Source organism: Methylobacterium sp. M6A4_1b, from assembly GCF_053345175.1.
Map to the genome: position 1 here is coordinate 1 of NZ_JBKEZQ010000036.1, position 19,865 is coordinate 19,865.

Genomic DNA, 19,865 nt, shown 5'->3' on the forward strand with positions numbered 1-19,865 from the left:
CTAGCATTACAGTTGCGTTTTGGTGTGTGATGTCTGTTGGGTGGCTGTCCTGGGCTTCGGGCCTTGTCGTCGCCGTTTGGGGTGTGCGGTACGGCGTTTGAGATGGGCTTGGCGGGCGGCGGCCTGATGCGCCCGTCGCCAGAGCGACCATGCGATGACGTGAGCGGGCTGGATGCGCCGCTGCGCGAGACGGACCGCGATGCGGCGGATCTCCTGCACTGACCAGCGGATCAATGGGCGCGCGGTCTCGTCCGAGCCGGTCTTTTTGGGGGCGGTGCGTTGGCGTGACGGCGGATCACCGCCAGCAGGGCAAAGGCCATCATCACCAGGCTGACGTGTCGGTGCCAGCCGTGCCAGGAGCGGGTCTCGTTGTGAGCGAGCCCGAGTTCGGTCTTGGCCGTCTCGAACGCATCCTCGATGCTCCAACGCCGTCCCTCGACGTCGACCAGGGTCTGGATCGGCGTGCCGGCCGGGCACCAGGTCGTGAAGTAGAACCGCTCGTCGTCAGCCAGGCTGCGCCGGATCAGGAGCCCCCGCGTCCACAGGCCGGTCTGGTCGTCGGCACCATCGAGGTCGGCCAGTTCGCAGTAGGCCCAGTCGTACAGCCGCGCGCCCTTCGTCCCGTCGCCCGCCGACAGACGCGTCCAGGCCGTCGGAGCAAGGCCGTTCGCGATCGCCTCGGCGGTGCCCGCCACCGGTGGCTTGTCGATCCAGGAATTGAGCCTGTGATCACTCTTGACCCCGAGCACGTAGCCCTTGCCCGCCCGGCGTAGCGCTTGTCCGATGTCGCCGACCCCGTACACGGTATCGGCCGCCACCCAGGAAAACGGCACGTCGGCGGCCATCGCCCGCTCGATCATCGCCAGAGCCAGCCCCGGCTTGGTCGCGAAGGCCGTCCCCTCCGGCACGTGGGCGGCGGCCAGCCGGGCCGGATCCGAAGTCCAGGTCTTGGGCAGGTACAAGGCCCGATCGATGAAGGCATGACCGTGCCGTGAGGCGTAGGCCGCAAACACGCCGATCTGACAGTTCGTAATCTTGCCGGCCGAGCCGGTGTACTGACGATGCACGCCGCACGAGGCTTTGCCCTGCTTGAGGAAGCCGGTCTCGTCGAGGACCAGAACCGCATCTGGGTCGGCCAGCGTCTCCAGGGCATAATCCCGCACCACGTCGCGCAGGGTGTCGGCATCCCAGCGTCCGCGACCGAGCACGGCCTGTTGACGCCAAGGCCCAGGATCGCCCGCGGCTTCCGCCCGCATCCAACCGGTCTTGCGCCGCTCCGTGCCGAGCAGTCCGTCCAGGAACGCGCCCGCCGAGGCGGCGACCCGCTCCTGGGTGAACAGGGGCCGCATGCGCCCCTTCACGTCTCGCAGCGACGAGGCCCACAACTCCAGCGTCGCCTCGACAGAGGTCCCGGTCGTCCATGATGCGCGAATCATGGTGAGGCAGAGATTCAGAACCTCGTCGGAAACGCAACTGTAATGCTAGGCTGCCGGCTGGTCGATGAGCCGATGGACGTGACGATGTGCAAGGCGGACGCAGCGGCCAATGCGAGCCCGTGGCACGGCAAGGACCTCATTGGATGTCCGAGGACGCGCACGATGTCTCGCGGGCCGGTCGCTCCGGATCCGCGGTACCCGCTCCGCTGAACGCCGCACACCCGATGTCGAGCCCGCCCGTTCCCTGTTTGTCGACCCTGGCCAACCGTGTGTCGCAGGCTCCCGTGGCCGCCTGGGGCCGGCGGTCCGGCGACCGCGTGCGGTCGCCGGTTCCCGCCGCGCCGCCGATGGATGGACCGGGGGTGACGCCCGCGGAGCCTGAAACGACGAGCCGCTACGAGTTCGAAGTCCGAGCCGCGCGCCTCGACGAGGTTCTACAACTCGCGCCCTATCTCGCGGTGACCAATGCGGTGGTCGCCGCGACGGTGATTCTGCTTTTCTGGAGCGAATCGCGTCAGCTCTACTTGTCGATCCTGTTCTTCTGCATCGTGCTGCCCGCCACCCTTGCGACGATCGAGGCGCGGCGCCAGCGTCTGCGTCGGCCGGATCCGACCGGCATCCTCATGGGATACCGGATCGCGGGCGCATTCGCCCTGATCCTGGGGATGTCCTGGAGCAGCATGCCGCTGATGCTGTTCCCGAACTCGGATGCCGAGGGACGGATGTACGTGGTGGCCATCTGCGCCGGCCTCCTGGCCACAACCTACATCTTCAGCACGCTGCCGCATCTCGGCCTCGCCTTCGCGGTGCCGATCGCCATGGGCAGCCTGATCGCCCTCGCATTCACGGGTGGGACGGTCGCGTGCTCGCTGGCGGCGATGCTGGGGATCTACTCGGCCTTCGTGATCCTGACCGCCGGACGCATGGGCCGCCTCTCGGAACAGCGGATCATCGACCGGGTCCGGGTCGGCGAGCAGAACGAGACGATCAGCCTGCTCCTCCATGATTTCGAGGCCAACACCAGCGACTGGCTTTGGGAGACCGATACGGAGGGACGGCTGCAGCACGTCTCCGAGCGCATCGGCCAAGTGGCGGGCGAACTCCCGGGCGCCCTGCATCAGGCGCCGTTGGCGGCGCTTTTCCTCGGCACCTGCAAGCCTCGGCCGACGACTCCCGAAATCGCTGAAATCCTCTCTCTCGTGGCCGAGCGCAAGATCTTCCGCGAGCGCGTGGTGGAAGTCACCATCGGCGGTCTGACGCGCTGGTGGCGTCTCAGCGGCCGGCCGATCACCGACAGCAGCGGGACTTTCCTGGGCTTCCGCGGCGTCGGCTCCGACATCACCGAGACCCGCCAGTCCGAGGCGCGGATCGCCTACTTGGCGAGCTACGATTCGCTGACGGGCCTTGCCAACCGCACCCTGTTCCAGGACACGGCAACCGAGTTCTGCGCCCGCGCACAGGCCTCCGGCGAACCCTGTGCGTTGCTCTATCTCGATCTCGATGGCTTCAAGTTCGTCAACGATACCTTTGGCCACGCCCTCGGAGACGTCCTGCTGGTCCGGGTGGCGCAGCGCCTCACCGGCGCGGTCCCACCCGAGGCGCTGGTCTCGCGCCTGGGCGGTGACGAGTTCGCCATTCTCCTGGCCGGCGGGAACGAGGACGTGCTGATCGGCCTTGGCCAGCGCCTGATCGGGGCGTTGAGCCTGCCCTATACCCTCGACGGGGTTCAGGTGGAGATCGGTGCCAGTATCGGCCTCTCGGTGGCGCCGCGCGACGCACGCAATCCTGAAGGCCTCCTGAGCAAGGCCGACCTTGCGCTCTACCGCGCCAAAGCCACCGGCCGCGGCAAGGTTCGAGTGTACTCGCCCGATCTCGAGGCCACGATGCGCCTGCGACGCGAGCTCGAAGTCGACCTCAAGCGGGCGGTGGCACAGGGGGAGTTCAGCCTGAACTACCAGCCCCTGGTTGGGCTCATGGACGGCCGGGTCCGTACCTTCGAGGCCCTGCTCCGCTGGACCCGCGCCTCCGGCACCCCTGTCTCCCCGGCCGATTTCGTGCCGGTTGCCGAGGCCTCGGGCCTGATCTCCGAGATCGGCCGCTGGGTCCTGATGCAGGCCTGCCGCGAGGCCGCGCGCTGGCCCGACGACATCCGACTGGCGGTCAACCTCTCGCCGATCCAGTTCCGGAACACCGACCTCATCGCCGACGTGACGCAGGCCCTGGAAGCCGGCGGGCTCGCGCCGGCGCGCCTGGAGATCGAGGTCACCGAGTCGGTGTTCTTCGAGATGAACGCGACCACCATCGCCAATCTCAACGGGCTACGCGCCCTGGGCATCCGCGTGGCACTCGACGATTTCGGTACCGGCTATTCGTCGCTGAGCTACCTGATCCGGTTCCCCGTGGACAAGATCAAGATCGACCGCTCCTTCATCAAGGACATGGGCAGCCGACCGGAGTGTCAGGCGATCATCGAGGCGATCCTGACACTGGCGCACAAGCTCGCAATCACCGTCACGGCCGAGGGAGTCGAGACGGTGGAACAGGCGCAGATGCTCAAGGCGAGCCGCTGCGACGACATCCAGGGCTTCCTGTTCAGCCCGGCGCGGCCGGCGAACGAGATCGCGCAGCTCATCGCCACCCTGCCGGGGCGCTTCGGCGAGATCTTCCCGCTCCTGCCGGTGACGTTCCGCCGGGCGCCTCCCTGAGGCGGCCTAGCCGCGCAGGTGGCCTGCCACCGCCGCGCCCGCCCGCGTGCCCTCCTCATAGGCGCCCCCCGCCGTGCCCCATTGCAGCCGCGACAGGGCCTCCCCGGCGAACCAGACCCGGTCCGCCACGGGAGCCTGCAGCTGCGCCCGGGCCGCGGCATGGCCGGGCGGCACCACCGCCCAGGACCCGCGCGCCCAGGGGTCGTGGCGCCACGCGCTCACCGCCGGGATGGTGAGGTCGTGCAGGGCACGGGCGCCGAAATGCGCGACGAGCGTCGCCCGGACCAGGCGCCGGACCCCGTCCGGCCCGACCTGACGGGCGTCGAGGGCGGCGGCCATGGGCGCGTCGAGCTCGAAGAAGTGGAAGGGCGTGCCGTCGATCCGGGTGAGGAGGCCCGGGCTCGCCTCGCGTGCGCCGACGAGGCTGGCGAGTCGGTCCGCCCCGCGGAATGGACAGGATGGCCAGTGCAGCACCGCGTGTTCGTAGATGCCGGTGGCGAATCCCGTGATCGCGTCCGCGACCTCCGGGGGGAGGGCGGGGGTGAACAGGGGCGTGGCCCGCAGCACCATGGTGGGGATGGTGACGACGACGGCTCGGGCTGCGTAGCTCCGCGATCCCGCCCGCACCCGCACGCCCGCGCCCGACCAGTCGATGCCGGTGACCGGCGTCCCGAGGGCGATCGGCAGCCCCTGGGCGAGGCGGGCGAGGTAGCCGCCGTAGCCGCCGGCGATGAAGCGGTTGTCGCCGTACTCCATGCTCGGAAAGTCCTGGAGCGAGACGCGGGCCAGGGACTGCCCGGAGACGAGGCCGTGGACCCGCGCCACCCGCCGGCCCCAGGGTCCGAGGCCCGGCGGTAGGGCTGTGGCGGCCGGCCGGTCCGGTCCCGCCCAGCCCGCCTGGGTACTCATCGCCCGGTCAGCGACCGCGAAGGCCCGGCCCAGGGCTGCCGCCTCCGCCGGGCGGCCGCGCCGGCGACCGACCCAAAGGTGGCTGTCCTGCGCCGCCACCCGCAGCGGTTCGCCCCGCTCGGTGGCCAGACGCACAAGCGGATTGATCGGCCCCGCATGCAACCAGTGGCCGCCGAGATCGACGGCGTGGCCCCGCAGGGACACGGTGACGAGGCGCCCGCCGATCCGGTCGCGCGCCTCCAGCACCGCCACCCGGATCCCGCGCTCGGTCAGCGCGCGCGCCGCAGCGATTCCGGCGGCGCCAGCCCCGATGACAATGACCTCCGGGTCGTCGGGCAGGGACGCCAGGCGCGGCGCGATGCTCGGGCGCCAGCGTTCGTGCTCGGGGCGGGACGTCCTCATGGATGACGGTCTCGTTCCTGTCGGATGGGTGGCCATGGGCCTAGCAGAGGGCCGCGGCGGGCGACACCGCACCTCCGGTCGCAATCCCGTCGCGCGGGCCAGTCACACGAGAGAAAACTCCGGCGTCCAGGGTCGTGGCCGCGAATCGCCGTCCCGCCGGTCCGCGGGACGGGCGGGACGGCGATGGCGCGCACTTGCGCCTGCGCAGCGCCATAGCCAGAACTTGTAGCGAGAACCTCTGGACACGGTGCGCGCGGGGGCGACGCAGGCCGGGCCCTCCACGACCGGACCGACTCGAGACCACGGGATTCCCAGGTATGCTCATCCAGGCCGCCTTCGCCGCCCTCCGGCAGGTGTTCTCAGCCCCCTTGCGCGCGATCCTGTGGAAGTCCCTCGGGCTCACCGTGGGCATCCTCGCCGTCGTCTGGTTCGGGCTGACGCGGGCGATCAACTGGTTCCTGTCCCAGCACCACCTCTCGGTGGACTACCCCTTCCTCGACACCCTGGCGGTGTTCTTCGCCGGAGCCGGCCTGTTCGTCGGCCTCGCCTACGTCATGCCGGCGGTGTCGATCCTGGTGGCAGGCTACTTCCTCGACGATGCGGCCGAGATCGTCGAGCGCACGGACTTCCCCGGCGATCCGCCCGGCATCGCGCTCCCGCTCGGCACCGCGATGTTCTACGCCGTGCGCTTCGCCGGCCTGGCCCTGCTGGTGAACCTCGTGGCGCTGATCCTGTTCTTCGTTCCGGGGGTCAATCTCGTCGCGTTCTTCGGCGCCAACGCCTACCTGCTGTCGCGGGAGTATTTCGAGCTGGCCGCCGGGCGCTTCCGGCCGATGGCCGAGGCCGCCTCCATGCGGCGCCACTACGGCGGCACCACGCTCCTCGCCGGCGTGCTGCTCGCCGGCCTCATGGTCGTGCCGGTGCTCAACCTCGTCACCCCACTCTTCGGCATCGCCCTGATGGTGCACGTCCACAAGGGCCTCAGTCGGCGCAGCCCCGTCGCCGGCCCACAGCCCCAGCCGCGCCTGCGCTGAGGGCCGTCCCGGCTCCCGGAACAGCCGGGTCCGAATTTCACCGGGCGGCCTCCCGTCTTGCGGGGAAGTGGTCTAGATACGCTGCATCAGGCTCTAGGACCGGCGCCGATCGATGTCCCCGCAAGGGGATCGGACGGCCGCGGGGGCCGCTTTTCGAGACGCACGAGCGATGACCGGCTTCGAGACCCTCCCCCTGACCCGCCCCGCCTCGCAGCTCGTCACCGTGTTCGGCGGGTCGGGCTTCCTCGGGCGCCACGTGGTGCGGGCGCTGGCCAAGCGCGGCTACCGGATCCGGGTGGCGGTGCGCCGGCCCGACCTCGCCCTGTTCCTGCAGCCGCTGGGCAAGGTCGGTCAGATCGTCGCCGTGCAGGCCAATCTGCGCTACCCCGAGTCGATCGCCCGGGCGGTCCAGGGAGCCGACATCGTCGTCAACCTCGTGGGCATCCTGCAGGAGACCGGCAAGCAGAGCTTCTCGGGCCTGCAGGCCGAGGGCGCGGGCGAGATCGCCCGGGCGGCCGCGGCCGTCGGCGCGCCCCTGGTCCACGTCTCGGCCATCGGCGCCGACGCGGATTCGCCCTCGCAGTATGCCCGCACCAAGGCCCTGGGCGAGGCCCGGGTCGCCGAGGCCGGCGGCCCTCACGTGATCCTGCGGCCCTCGCTGGTGTTCGGCCCCGGCGACAGCTTCTTCAACCGCTTTGCCGCCCTGGCCCGCGCCCTGCCGGTGCTGCCGCTGGCCGGCGCCGCGTCGCGCTTCCAGCCCGTCTACGTCGCCGACGTGGCCGAGGCAGTGGCCCGAGCCGTGGAGGGCCACGTGCCGGCCGGCCAGGTCTACGAACTCGGCGGCCCCGAGATCGAAACCCTCGAGGCGCTGGTGCGCTACATGCTCAAGGTGACGATGCGCAAGCGCATCGTCCTGGGCCTGCCGCAGCCCGCGGCCCTGCTCCAGGCGCGCGCCCTCGAAGTCGTCGACACTCTCACCCTCGGCCTCCTGCCGGACAGCCTCAAGCTGACCCGCGACCAGGTCACCCTGCTCCAGAACGACAACGTCGTCTCCCAAGCGGCCAAGGCGGAGGGGCGCACCCTGGAGGGCATCGGCCTTCAGCCCACCGCCATGGAGGCGGTGGTACCAGGCTACTTGTGGCGCTTCCGCAAGGCGGGTCAGTTCTCGAAGGTGCAGGAGTTCGAGAGCGCGGTCCCAGAGACCCTGACGCCGAAACCCTTCGTGCCGCGCAGCGGCAGCGGGCCGGCTCTCGGACCGGATTCGAACGCGCCGAGCCGCATGGGCGTCCGCTGGGGCACCCGCGGCTGAGGCCTCCCCGAGTCACCGGAGTCCTCAGGGCCGGCAAAATGGTCTAGAGGGCGCCCATGACTCAGGCCTCTCCGTCCCATGCCGGCGTACCCCTGGTGCGCTTCGCGCCGTCGCCCACCGGCTACCTGCATATCGGCAATGCCCGACCGGCGCTCCTCAACGCGCTGTTCGCCCGGGCGCGGGGCGGGCGCTTCCTGCTCCGCCTCGACGACACCGACCGGGAGCGCTCGACGGAAGCCTTCGCCGAGGCGGTTTCCGCGGACCTCGCCTGGCTCGGGATCGTGCCCGACCTGTTCGCACGGCAATCCGACCGGGTAGCGATCTACGACGCGGCCGCTGCGCGACTGAAGGCGATGGGCCGGCTCTATCCCTGCTACGAGACGCAGGAAGAGCTGGAGCGCCGTCGCCGACGCCAGCTGGGGCGCGGCCAGCCGCCGATCTACGATCGCGCCGCCCTCGACCTCACGGAGGCCGAGCGTGCCGCCCTGGAGGCGGAGGGGCGCAAGCCCCACTGGCGCTTCAAGCTCGACGCTCGCACCGTGGCCTGGAACGACCTCGTGCGGGGCGAGGCCCACGTGGACTGCGCCTCGCTCTCCGATCCGGTGCTGATCCGCGCCGACGGCAGCTACCTCTACACCCTGCCCTCCGTGGTCGACGACGCCGAGATGGGCATCACGCACGTCATCCGCGGCGAGGACCACGTCACCAACACCGGCGTGCAGGTGCAGATCTTCGAGGCGCTCGGCAGTGCGATCCCGGTCTTCGGCCACCACAATCTCCTGACCACCGTGGAGGGGGAGGGGCTCTCGAAGCGCCTCGGCCACCTGTCGCTTCGGGGGCTGCGCGAGGCCGGCTACGAGCCGGGCGCGGTGCGCTCCCTCGCGGTCCTCACCGGCTCGGCGGAATCCGTCCGCGCCGTTGCGGGCCTCGACGAACTCGCCGGCCTCGTGGACCTGGCGCAGATCTCGCGGGCGCCGGCGAAGTTCGATCCGCAAGAGCTCGGCGGTCTCAACGCCCGCCTCGTCCACGCCATGCCCTACGCGGAGGTCGCCGACCGGCTCGCGGCACAGGGGATCGTGCCCGCGCGTGCCGAGGCCTTCTGGGCGGCGGTGCAGCCCAACCTGGCCAAGGTCTCCGAAGCCGGCGCGTGGTGGGGCGTGGTCACCGGGGCCGTGACCCCGGTCATCGCCGATCCGGCCTTCACCGGGGCCGCCGCCACGGTCCTTCCGGCCGAGCCCTGGGATGCCGAGACCTGGAAGGCCTGGACGAGTGCGGTGAAGGCGGCCACGGGGGCCAAGGGCAAGGCGCTGTTCATGCCCCTGCGCCTCGCTCTCACCGGCCTCGAGCACGGGCCGGATCTCGCCGGTCTCCTGCCGCTGATCGGGCGTGACGCGGTGCTGCGCCGGCTGGTGGGCGAGGGCTGACAGCCGGTCCCTGCGATGCATGCAGGCCCGACCCGTCGACACCGGTGACTGTCACCGGGAAGGCGCCGCGCCTATATGCGGACCCGACGCCGTTTTAATCCCGAGCCCCAGATCCGAATGAGCACCGACTCCGCCCCGGCGGCACCGGTCGCGGCCGCGCCGCCTGCGCGTCCCGGCCTCGTCGCCACCTACCGCCGCCTCTGGCCCTATCTCTGGCCCTACGGCCGACCCGACCTGCAGCGGCGCGTCTTCCTCGCCTTCGGCCTGCTGATCGTCGCCAAGTTCGTGACGATGGTGACGCCCTTCACCTTCAAGTGGGCCACCGACGCCCTGGTGGCGATGACCGATGCCAAGCCGGGCGCGGCCGTGCCCACGGGCCTGCTCGCCGCTCCGATGCTGCTCATCGGCTTCTACGGCCTGTCCCGCATCCTGATGGCGGGGCTGACGCAGGTGCGCGACGGGCTGTTCGCCAAGGTGGCGATGCATGCCGTGCGCCGCCTGGCGCTCCAGACCTTCGAGCACATGCACCGGCTTTCCCTACGCTTCCACCTGGAGCGCAAGACCGGCGGCTTGACCCGCGTGCTGGAGCGCGGGCGCGGCGGCATCGAGGAGCTCTCGCGCCTGATGGTGCTGACCCTGGTGCCGACGATCGTCGAGTTCCTCCTCGTCATCGGGGTGCTCGCCTACGAGTTCGACTGGATCTACTCGATGGTCGTGTTCGTGATGGTGGCCGCCTACCTCGCCTTCACCTGGAAGGCGACGCAGTGGCGCATCGAGATCCGTCGGCGGATGAACGCCTCAGACACCGACGCCAACACGAAGGCCGTCGATTCACTGCTGAACTTCGAGACGGTGAAGTACTTCGGCGCGGAGATGCGAGAGGCGGAGCGCTACGACGTCTCGATGGCGAAGTACGAGAAGGCCTCGACGCAGACCTACGTCTCGCTGGCGATCCTCAACGCCGGCCAGGCGGCGATCTTCACGGTGGGCATGACCATCGTGATGTGGCTGGCGGCAACGGACATCATGGCCGGGCGCACCACGCTCGGCGGCTTCGTGCTGGTCAACACCATGCTGGTGCAGCTCTCGATGCCGCTCAATTTCATGGGCATGATCTACCGTGAGATCAAACAGGCGCTGATCGACATCGACGACATGTTCCAGATCCTGCACCGAAACCCGGAGATCGCCGATCGGCCGGATGCACTGCCGCTCGCCGTCTCGGACGGCGTTGTGCGGTTCGAGGACGTGCGCTTCGCCTACGATCCGGCCCGGCCCATCCTCAAGGGCGTCAGCTTCGAGGTGCCGGCGGGCCGGACGGTCGCCATCGTCGGTCCCTCGGGAGCGGGCAAGTCGACCCTGTCACGCCTGCTGTTCCGGTTCTACGAGCCGCAGAGCGGCCGCATCCTCATCGACGGCCAGGACATCGCGTGCGTCCGGCAGGCCAGCCTGCGGGTGGCCATCGGCATGGTGCCGCAGGATACGGTGCTGTTCAACGAAACCATCGGCTACAACATCCGCTACGGCCGCTGGGATGCCACCCCGGCGGAGGTGGGCGCCGCCGCATCCCTGGCACAGATCGACCGCTTCATCTCCGCCCTGCCGGAGGGTTACGACACGCCGGTGGGCGAGCGCGGCCTGAAGCTCTCGGGCGGCGAGAAGCAGCGCGTCGCCATCGCCCGCACCATCCTGAAGGGACCGCCCATCCTCGTCCTCGACGAGGCGACCTCGGCCCTCGATTCCTTCACCGAGCGCGAGATCCAGGACGCCCTCGACACCGTGAGCCAGGGCCGCACCACCCTCGTCATCGCCCACCGCCTCTCCACGGTGGTCAAGGCCGACGAGATCATCGTCCTCGACAAGGGCGTCATCGTCGAGCGCGGCGACCACGCCACCCTGCTGGAGCATGACGGCGTCTATGCCGCGATGTGGAGCCGTCAGCGCGAGGCCGATGCCGCCCTGGAGATTCTCCAGCGCAGCGAGGCGGCCCTGCTGGTGCCCAAGGAGCGGCCGCCTCTGGTGCCGGAGCGCGTCCCCGCCGAGTAGGTTCGGCGCCTCAACCCCGCCTGTCGGCCTGCGGCACCGCCGCGGTGCCGTCGGTGGGCAGGACGAAGATCTGGCCCGGATAGATCAGGTCCGGGTTGCGGATCTGCGGCTGGTTGGCGTCGAAGATCACCGTGTAGCGGGTGCCCTTGCCGTAGATGCGCCGGCTGATCTGCCACAGGCTATCGCCGCGGATGATCTTCGCGGTCCCGATCTCCGGAACGAAGACCGTGGGGCTCCGGTCCGCAGGGGCCTGACCCTGCATCGCGTTCGCCTGCGCGGTGGCAAGCGGCGCGGCCCGCGGTACTCCGGCTCCGGGGTTCACGGACCCGAGTGCGGCCGGGGGCTGCGGAGCCAGGGTTCGGGGCTGCGCCGCCGCGGGCAGCGCGGCCGGGTTTTGGGGCGTTCCCAGGCGTGCGGCCGTGCCTGGGACCGCCACGACTGGCGGCGGGTTGCCCTGCGCGAGGATCGCGCCGCCCTCGGACGGTCGGACCACGCCGGGGGCCGTTGGCTTGGCCACGGTGACCGGCACGTTGAAGGCCACCTCGGAGCGGGTCTTCACCTTGCCGGAGACGGGGTCGACCTGATCCACCCGGACCTTGTAGTCGCCCGGCCGGACACCGCGCCCGATGGTGAAGGCCACGCGCCCGTCGGCGCCCGCACTTCCCGGTGCCACCAGGGCATCGTTCAGGTAGAGCCGCACGGTGGCCCCGGGCGGAGCCTGGCTCGTGACGTAGAGCCGGCCGCCTTCCTCCGCCTCGACGCTGACGATCTTCAGCGGCCCGGTGCGGTCCGCATCGGCCTTCGCACCGGCGGCCGCCGCCGAGGCCGGACTGGCCGATCCCGTCGCAGCGCGCGCGCCGGGCATGTTCGTTGCGAGCCCGCCGCCATCGGCTTTGCCGGTCTTTTCCGAATCGGCTTTGTCCGCCCCGGCGACCTCGCCTCCCGGGGGCATGGGGGTCGGATCAGGCTGCGAGAGCACGATAGTGGGCTTGTCGGGGGAGGTCAGGGCAATGAGGGGCTTGGCATTGCGATGGAGCGAAACCACCACCGCCACGCTGTCGCGCGAGACGCGGGCCTGACCGTCCGCGCCGAGGGCCCGCAGGGTGAGTTCACTGTTGCCGGAGGGCAGGGACGGGGGCACGATGGCGAACTGGCCGGAGGGGTCGACGAGTGCACGGGCAATCGGCTCGTTGTCGCGCAGCAGCTCGACGGTGGTGTTGGGCGCGGCCCGCCCGGCGATCACGGCCTCGCCACTGGGTTCGATCCGGATGATGTCGAAGGTCGGCGCTTGGCTGCCCGCTTGGCTGCCAGCGGCCCGTGCCGGCGGCTGGACCGCCCCCAGGGCCGCCAGGGGCTTTCCCGCCGGTGCCGCCCCCTCCTCGGGAACCGCGTCCCGCCGGGCGGAGCCGTTCAGGTCGGCGGCCCCTGCGGAAGGCTTGGCTGCGGGCGGGCCGCTCTCCTCGGTCGACCCGGGTCCGACCGGTGCGCCGAGGCCGCGCTTGAACAGGGTGCCCGCGCCGTAGAGGGTGACCACCAGGGCAAAGCCCGCCAGGAGACCCACGCAGGCGAGGAAGATGCTCCGTCGCAACTCCGCCCTCATGACACGCCACTCCTTCGTCCACCGGCACGGCGGCCGAAATTCCATCGCCGCGGGATCGGGCCCGTCGACAAATCGGCGATTGATGGCGACATATTAGCGAACATGACCGGATCACCAAATCACACCTGCCGCATCGCGGCCGGATCTTCCGTAAAATCAGCAGTTTGGCTCGTGGACAGGGGTGCGCTGGCCCTGGTCGCGCCGCATCAGGGAGGCCCGGCATGGCTCCGGTAAGGACGGTCTGTGTCTATTGCGGCTCCGGCTTCGGCGGCGATCCGGCCTTCACGGCTGCCGCCGTGACCCTCGGCAAGGCCCTCGCGGCCGCCGGGATCGGCCTCGTCTACGGCGGCGGCAATGTCGGCCTGATGGGCACCGTCGCCCGTGCGGTCCTCGAGAATGGCGGCCACGTCACCGGCATCATTCCCGACTTCCTGAAGTCGCGCGAGCGCATGCTCGACGAGATCCAGGAGACCATCGTCGTGGAGGACATGCACACCCGCAAGCGGCTGATGTTCGAGCGCTCCGACGCCTTCGTGGCCCTGCCGGGCGGCATCGGCACCCTGGAGGAACTGGTGGAGCAGCTGACCTGGGCGCAGCTCGGCCAGCACAACAAGCCGATCCTGCTGCTCTCGGTGGCGGATTTCTGGACCCCACTCCTGACACTCCTCGACCACATGCGGGCCCACGGCTTCATCCGCGAGGGGCTCGACCTGAGCTACCTCGTGGCCACCGAGGCGGCCGACGTGGTCGGCCTCCTGCGCGACGCGGCCGGATCGGTCGCGCCGGCCCCCGCCGCTGAGGCCCTGGTGGTGGAGCGGTTCTAGGGCAGCACTCTCCCGGTCGCGGCGGCCTCGACTCAGGTCGCCACGCTCCAGGTCGTCCCATCCTTGCCGTCCTTCACGGCGACGCCCATCCCCAGCAACTCGTCGCGGATCCGGTCCGAGGCGGCCCAGTCCTTGGCGGCCCGGGCCGCCCGGCGATCCGCGATCAGCGCCTCGACGCGGGCGACGTCGATGCCGGCCGCCCGGATCGTGCCACGATCGCGGGCCGACTTCGTCTGGGTGAGCAGGCCGAGGAGGTTGGCCCCGGCCTTCAGCGCCGCCGGGTCGTCGAGGCGGTGCAGCTCGGCGAGCGCCGCAGCGGTGTTGAGGTCGTCGAGGAGCGGCTCCCGCACGCCCTCCGGGATCGTGTCGGATGCGTCCGCGTCGCCGACGGTCCCGTACCAGCGGTCGAGCATCCGGGCCGCCTCCTCCAGGCCGCGCAGGGTCCAGTCGATCGGCTGGCGGTAATGGGTCTTCAGCATGGCGAGACGGGCCACCTCACCGGGCCAATCCTTCAGCACGTCGCGGATGGTGATGAAGTTGCCCAGCGATTTCGACATCTTCTCCCCCTCCACCTGGAGGAAGCCGTTGTGGAGCCAGACCTCGGCCATCACGTCGGTGCCGAAGCAGCAGCGCGACTGCGCCACCTCGTTCTCGTGGTGGGGAAAGATGAGGTCGATGCCGCCGGCATGGATATCGAAGCGCTCGCCGAGATGCTTCCACGACATCGCCGAGCACTCGATGTGCCAGCCCGGACGGCCAGGCGCCGCGATTCCGCAGGGGGAGGGCCAGGACGGCTCGCCGGCCTTCGAGGGCTTCCACAGCACGAAGTCGAGGGGCGAGCGCTTATAGGGCGCGACCTCGACGCGGGCCCCGGCCTCCATCTCGTCGAGCGGGCGCTTCGAGAGGGCGCCGTAATCCGGCATCGAGGGCACGTCGAACAGCACGTGGCCGTCCGCCACGTAGGCATGGCCGCGATCCACCAGGCCGGCGATGATCGTGTGCATCTCGGCGATGTGGTCGGTCGCCCGCGGCTCGACGAAGCGCGAGCGCTCGCCCGGCGCGTTGACATCCTCGGGCATCAGCACGCCGAGTTCGCGAATGTCGGCGTGGAAGGCCTTCAGGGTGCCGTCGGTGAGTTCGCGGATGCTGATGCCGCGCTCGGCTGCCCGTGCGTTGATCTTGTCGTCGACGTCCGTGACGTTCCGCGCATAGGTGACGTGGGGCGCTCCGTAGAGGTGGCGCAGCAGGCGGAACAGCAGGTCGAAGACGATGATCGGCCGTGCATTGCCGATATGCGCCGCGTCGTAGACCGTCGGGCCGCAGGCATAGATCCGCACGTTCGTCGGATCGATCGGCGCGAAGGCGGCTTTCTCGCGGGTCAGCGTGTTGTAGAGCCGCAACATCGAGGCCATGAAACTTTCCTTACGTCCCGGGCACTCCATCCGTGCCCGTGCGCCCCTGAATCACCGCACCGCGTTGGTTTTGCGCGGCTTTTGCCGCAGCGCACCCAACCGTCTGCCACATCGTTGCCGCGTTCCGCTCAGGGTCCTGTTGCGCGAAGGCGACGGCCGCGCCACCCGTCATGGGCTACCCCAAAACCATGAGCAATTCGAGAACGACGCCCGACCGGCACTCCCCGGAGCCGGCTGCCTCGAAAACCACGGAGCGGCGAAAGGGTTTGTTAACCTGGTGCCGTGAGATTTTCGCCCCATACGCTTCCGACATCAGCAAGGTTCTGCCCATGCGCCGCGCGGCCGCCAGTATCGGCGCTCTCCTCGCCCTCGCCCTGACCGTTCACGGCACCCTGGCCTCCGACGGCGAGAGCCCGGCCAAGGCGCCTGGCACCGTCGAGAAGACGTTCCTGATCCCGTCGAGCGAAGGCTACGGTGTCGGCGACTGCCTCACCAACGGCGACAGCGCCTGCGGCCAGGTGGTGGCCAACGCCTGGTGCGAGGCACAGGGCTTCGCCTCGGCGGGCTCCTTCGGCGTCGCCGCCCAGGACGAGTACACCGGTGCGATCCCGCCGGCCCCGGTGGCGAAGGCTGCCGAGCGTCCGATCCGGATCACCTGTCAGGATTGATCCTCTCGCGGGCCTGATCGAGCCTTGGGCTCGATCCGCAACCGGGCCGCCCCATCGGAGGCGGCCCCGGCCGGGCGGTCTACTTCTCCATGAATGCGTCGCAGCGCGGCGGCGGCTCGGTGCCCCAGGGCATCAGCGGCACGGCCGAGGTGGAGTTCTTGGGCGAGCCCTGGATCACCTTGTCCGAATAGACCATGTAGATCAGCGTATTGCGTTTGGTGTCGCAGCCGCGCACGATCTGCATCGACTTGAAGATCAGCGACCGACGCTCACTGAACACCACCGCGCCCTGCTTGAACTTCTCCTTGAACTGCACTGGGCCGACCTGGCGGCAGGCGAGCGAGATGTCCGAGACGTCCTCCGCCAGACCGAGGGTGCCCTTGATGCCGCCCTTCTCCGGCTGCGTGTACCAGCAGGCGACGCCTGCCACCGACGGATCGTCGATCCCGTAGACCACAAGCTTGTCGTTGGGCGTCAGCGGACGCCACACGGTCGACTTGTCGAAGATGCGGTCCGCATCGTCCGCGTGCGCCGCATGCGCGGCGAGGCTGAGCCCCAGCGCTAGCGCGCAGCCTGTGAGACCCCGAAGCCACATCATCGTATCATTCCCCTCCGTTTGTTCCGGGCGCATGTGGGAAGGGTGTCGCCGCCGTGCGAGGGTCGCTAATAAACTTGTGTTGAGCCCGTTCGCCTCCGCTTCGCCGAAGTCTCCGTCAGGAGGCCCCGCGCGGCGGCGTCCCGCCATTCATTGCAATCAGGCCATGCCGCTGATCCCCTCCCAGATCCGCACGCTCGTCCGAGTGCTCGCCGGCGTTCTCACCGCCACGGCCCTGACGGGTGCCGCCGAGGCGCAGACTTCAGCCTGCCTGCGCTACCGTTCGGAACTCGCCGGCCTCAGCGACGGGGCCAGCACCGCGCGGGCGCTGCAGAACGAGATCGGCCGGCTCAACGCCTATTACCGCACCCTGAACTGCGAGGGCGGCCGGTTCCTGTTCTTCGATTCACGGCCCCCGCAATGCGGTGCCGTCGAGCAGCGCATCCGCGCCCTCAACGCCGGCTACGGCGCCGAGAACGGCGAGGTGACGGCCGCCCGTCGGCAGCAGCTGACGGAGGCGATCGCCTCCGCCTGCACGGATGCGGCGACCCGCAACCTGATCAGGGCAGATGGAACTCCGGGCGAGGCACGGGCGCGGGGCGGCGCGCAGGTGATCTGCGTTCGCACCTGCGACGGCTCCTATTTCCCGATGACCAACCTGCCCGACGGGCGCGAGGGCGCCGACGAGCTCTGCCAAGCGCTCTGCCCGGGGGCCGAGGCTGCCGCCTACTCGATGCCGCACGGAGACGAGGCCTTGAAGCAGGCGGCCACCGTGAAGGGAAGCCGCGCCTACACCGCCCTGCCCAACGCGTTCAAGTTCCGCACGTCGTTCACGCCGAACTGCTCGTGCAAGCGCGAGGGCCAGAGCTGGGCGCAGTCGCTGGTCAAGGCCGAGAGCATGCTGGTGCGGCACAAGGGGGACATCTTCGTCACGCCGATGCAGGCCGAGGCCTTGTCGCGCCCGCCCAAGGTGCGCCTGACCCTCGTAGGCCGGGCCGACAAGACCGCCGCGGTGCTCGCCGCCGATGCCGCCACGCGCAGCACCGCCGTCGCCACCGATGCCGCCGCTCCGATGGAGCCGGCCGTCGCGGCAACCTTGGCGAGCGGAGAGGAGCGCCATCCGGTCCGGATCATCGCCCCGAACCTGTTCTCGACCGCGACGCGTCAGGGCACTCCCTGAGGGGGCTGCGGTACCAGGAACGGGAACCATCCCGCCCGCATTCTGTTCCGAAGGCCACATCAACGACGTGAGTGACCTTCCATGCGGAGCATCCGCCACCTTCTCCTGAGCAGCACGATCCTGCCTGCCCTGATCCTCTCGGGGCCCGGTGTGGCTCGGCAGCAGGAACCCGCGCCGAGCCACACCTTCCTGCTGGCTCAAGCCGGGCCGGGCGAGGGGCCCCGCGGCGGGAGCGGCGAGGGCCCTCGCGGCGGGCCGCCCGGCGGCGGACGCGAGCGGCCCGAGCCGCGCCAGGAGCGGCCGGAACCTCGGCAAGAGCGGCCCGAGCCGCGCCAGGAGCGTCCGGCTCCCCGGCCCGAGCCCCGTCAGGAACGTCCCGAGCCGCGTCCCGAGCGCCCGGCTCCCCGGCCCGAACCGCGCCAGGAACGTCCCGAGCCGCGTCCGGAACGTCCGGAGCCGCGCCAGGAGCGCCCGGAACGCGCCGCTCCAGCCGAACGTCCCGTTGTCCGGCCTGAGCGCCCCGAACCACGCCAGGAGCGCCCTGCACGCGACGAACGCGGACCCAACCCGGACCGCGATCAAGCTCCGCAGCGCCGCGCTCCGGGCGCCGAGGGGCCGGCCGAGCGTCCGCCGGCTCCACCGCCGGCGCGCGAGCGTAGCCCAGAACGGCCGAACACGCCCGAGCGCCCCGCGGCGCCCGAGCCGAACCGTCCCGCCCCCGTGCCGCCGCGCCAAGCCCCGGCGCCGAACGCGCCCGAGGTCCGCAATCCGGCCAACCCCGCCAATCCGAACGTGCCGGGCGCCGCCCAGCCTGGCCGCCCGAATGCGCCCGGCGAGCCGCGTGCCCCGGGTCAACCGGCCCAGCCGACGCCACAACCCGGCCAGCCGGGCGCTGCCGCTCCCAATGCGCGGCCCGGCGTTCCGGGACGTCCGTTCGTCCCACCGGGCGCTCCCAACCCGGACGCCCAGCGCCCCGATGGGCGCCCGGGCGCCGGTGCCAACCCTGCTGATGCGCGGCCTGACCGGGACGGTCCGGTTCCGGGCAGCAGCGACCCCGGAGCCAGGGACGCCGGCAGCCGTGATCTGCGCCGCGACGGTCCCGATCGGAGCGGCCCCGATCGACAAGGCGTGGGCCGTGACGACGCGGGCCGGCCCGATCTTCGTCCCGGCGACGCCCGGCGCGACGACCGGGGCATCGATGATCGGCGTGAAGACCGCGAGCGGCGCGACGCCTTCGAACGCCGCGACGCGCGCAGCGGCTTCAACGCGCCGGGGCGACCGGGCTACGTTCCCGGTGGCTTCCGGGACGACGACGATGTCCGCGACTACGATCAGGTACGCCGCGACCGGCGCGAGTTTTCGGAAGGGGGCCGGACCTACATCCGGGAGCCCGGCCGCATCATCGTGCGCGACCGCGACAACTACTTCATCCGCCACGACGAGAACGAGCGCTTCCGTGACCTCGACCGGCGCGCCTATCGCAGCGAGCGCCGCGGCGGCGACACCATCACGTATCTCGACCGTCCCGGGGGCGAACAGATCGTCACCATCGTGGACGATGACGGCCGCCTCGTGCGCCGCTCCCGCCGCTTCCGCGACGGGCGCGAGATCGTCATCATCGACAACAGTTTCGGCGGCGGCGCGCGCCGGCCGATCTACGAGGACGTTGTCGAGCTGCCGCCGCCGGACATCCGCATCCCGCGCGACCGCTACATCGTCGACTACGACGGGGCCGACGAGCGCACCGTCTACGAGGCTCTCTCGGCCCCGCCGGTGGTTGCGGTGGACCGGCGCTACACGCTCGATCAGGTGCGCTACAGCCCGCAGCTACGCGCCCGCATGCGCAGCGTCGACATCGACACGATCAACTTCGACACCGGGTCGTTCACGGTGACGCCGGATCAGGCCGCCCGGCTCTCCACCATCGCGGCGGCGATGAACCGGGCGATCAAGGCCAATCCGCAGGAGGTCTTCCTGATCGAGGGGTATACCGACGCGGTGGGCGCCGACATCGACAACCTCTCGCTCTCCGACCGCCGGGCGCAGTCGGTGGCCACGGTGCTCACCCAGACCTTCCAGGTGCCGCCCGAGAACCTGACCACCCAGGGCTACGGCGAGCAGAACCTGAAGGTGAACACGCAGAACGCCTCGCGGGAGAACCGCCGGGTCACCGTCCGCCGGATCACGCCCCTGATCCAGCAGCAGGGCGAGGTGGCTCCGCCGCCACGCTGAGCCTTCGCCCGCGGCGCCGAGGGATTTTTCCGATCCCCCGGCGCCGGACCCGGTTTCCCGCCCCGTGGGTCCGGCCTATACCCGCCGGG

The 19,865-nt window shown here is 70.6% G+C and carries 14 protein-coding genes; 9 read left to right on the top strand and 5 right to left on the bottom strand.

The features are described from left to right. Positions 1 to 230: 230 nt before the first annotated feature. Entirely contained in the window at positions 231 to 1,436 is a 1,206-nt protein-coding gene (locus ACLBWX_RS21150) for an IS701 family transposase (RefSeq protein ID WP_447678234.1), read from the bottom strand. A 362-nt stretch (positions 1,437 to 1,798) separates the two neighbouring features. On the opposite strand from ACLBWX_RS21150, the gene ACLBWX_RS21155 reads away from it, so the two are divergent. Beyond that, positions 1,799 to 4,141 carry a putative bifunctional diguanylate cyclase/phosphodiesterase gene (locus ACLBWX_RS21155; protein ID WP_447678945.1) on the top strand — a complete coding sequence of 781 codons (2,343 nt, stop codon included), beginning with the start codon at positions 1,799 to 1,801 and terminating at the stop codon, positions 4,139 to 4,141. A gap of 6 nt (positions 4,142 to 4,147) precedes the next feature. Here ACLBWX_RS21155 and ACLBWX_RS21160 read toward each other — a convergent pair whose 3' ends face one another. Continuing rightward, positions 4,148 to 5,452: a flavin monoamine oxidase family protein gene (locus tag ACLBWX_RS21160; RefSeq protein WP_447678946.1), complete on the bottom strand. Its 1,305-nt coding sequence runs from the start codon at positions 5,450 to 5,452 to the stop codon at positions 4,148 to 4,150. Between the two features lie 317 nt (positions 5,453 to 5,769). Here ACLBWX_RS21160 and ACLBWX_RS21165 point away from each other — a divergent pair, with 317 nt between their 5' ends. The 4 genes from ACLBWX_RS21165 to ACLBWX_RS21180 all read left to right on the top strand — a co-directional run bounded on the left by ACLBWX_RS21165 (position 5,770) and on the right by ACLBWX_RS21180 (position 11,265). Beyond that, positions 5,770 to 6,486 (top strand): sulfate transporter family protein, encoded by a 717-nt coding sequence (locus tag ACLBWX_RS21165; protein WP_447678947.1) that lies wholly within the window; start codon positions 5,770 to 5,772, stop codon positions 6,484 to 6,486. Positions 6,487 to 6,655: 169 nt separating this feature from the next. Then, on the top strand, positions 6,656 to 7,795 hold the full coding sequence (locus tag ACLBWX_RS21170) for a complex I NDUFA9 subunit family protein (protein ID WP_447678948.1): 1,140 nt from the start codon (positions 6,656 to 6,658) through the stop codon (positions 7,793 to 7,795). 56 nt (positions 7,796 to 7,851) lie between these two features. Further along, a complete protein-coding gene (gltX, locus tag ACLBWX_RS21175) occupies positions 7,852 to 9,219 on the top strand; it encodes a glutamate--tRNA ligase (protein WP_447678949.1) in 1,368 nt (455 codons plus the stop codon). Between the two features lie 117 nt (positions 9,220 to 9,336). Then, positions 9,337 to 11,265 carry an ABCB family ABC transporter ATP-binding protein/permease gene (locus ACLBWX_RS21180; RefSeq protein WP_447678950.1) on the top strand — a complete coding sequence of 643 codons (1,929 nt, stop codon included), beginning with the start codon at positions 9,337 to 9,339 and terminating at the stop codon, positions 11,263 to 11,265. Between the two features lie 10 nt (positions 11,266 to 11,275). Here ACLBWX_RS21180 and ACLBWX_RS21185 read toward each other — a convergent pair whose 3' ends face one another. Beyond that, complete coding sequence (locus tag ACLBWX_RS21185; protein WP_447678951.1) at positions 11,276 to 12,865, bottom strand: LysM peptidoglycan-binding domain-containing protein; 1,590 nt, start codon at positions 12,863 to 12,865, stop codon at positions 11,276 to 11,278. A 221-nt stretch (positions 12,866 to 13,086) separates the two neighbouring features. On the opposite strand from ACLBWX_RS21185, the gene ACLBWX_RS21190 reads away from it, so the two are divergent. Beyond that, on the top strand, positions 13,087 to 13,689 hold the full coding sequence (locus tag ACLBWX_RS21190; RefSeq protein WP_447678952.1) for an LOG family protein: 603 nt from the start codon (positions 13,087 to 13,089) through the stop codon (positions 13,687 to 13,689). Positions 13,690 to 13,721: 32 nt separating this feature from the next. Here the strand turns inward: ACLBWX_RS21190 and cysS are convergent, their stop codons facing one another. Further along, complete coding sequence (gene cysS, locus ACLBWX_RS21195; protein WP_447678953.1) at positions 13,722 to 15,101, bottom strand: cysteine--tRNA ligase; 1,380 nt, start codon at positions 15,099 to 15,101, stop codon at positions 13,722 to 13,724. A 329-nt stretch (positions 15,102 to 15,430) separates the two neighbouring features. On the opposite strand from cysS, the gene ACLBWX_RS21200 reads away from it, so the two are divergent. Continuing rightward, the gene (locus ACLBWX_RS21200) at positions 15,431 to 15,769 is read left to right on the top strand and encodes a hypothetical protein (RefSeq protein WP_447678954.1); all 339 of its coding nucleotides are present in this window, start codon (positions 15,431 to 15,433) and stop codon (positions 15,767 to 15,769) included. A 79-nt stretch (positions 15,770 to 15,848) separates the two neighbouring features. Here the strand turns inward: ACLBWX_RS21200 and ACLBWX_RS21205 are convergent, their stop codons facing one another. Further along, positions 15,849 to 16,367, bottom strand: a complete 519-nt coding sequence (locus tag ACLBWX_RS21205) for a CreA family protein (protein WP_447678955.1) — start codon at positions 16,365 to 16,367, stop codon at positions 15,849 to 15,851. Positions 16,368 to 16,530: 163 nt separating this feature from the next. Between ACLBWX_RS21205 and ACLBWX_RS21210 the strand changes: the two genes are divergently transcribed. Together ACLBWX_RS21210 and ACLBWX_RS21215 are read left to right on the top strand one after the other, a co-directional pair. Further along, complete coding sequence (locus ACLBWX_RS21210; RefSeq protein ID WP_447678956.1) at positions 16,531 to 17,544, top strand: DUF2865 domain-containing protein; 1,014 nt, start codon at positions 16,531 to 16,533, stop codon at positions 17,542 to 17,544. A 1,128-nt stretch (positions 17,545 to 18,672) separates the two neighbouring features. Beyond that, entirely contained in the window at positions 18,673 to 19,776 is a 1,104-nt protein-coding gene (locus tag ACLBWX_RS21215; protein WP_447678957.1) for an OmpA family protein, read from the top strand. Positions 19,777 to 19,865: the final 89 nt, after the last annotated feature.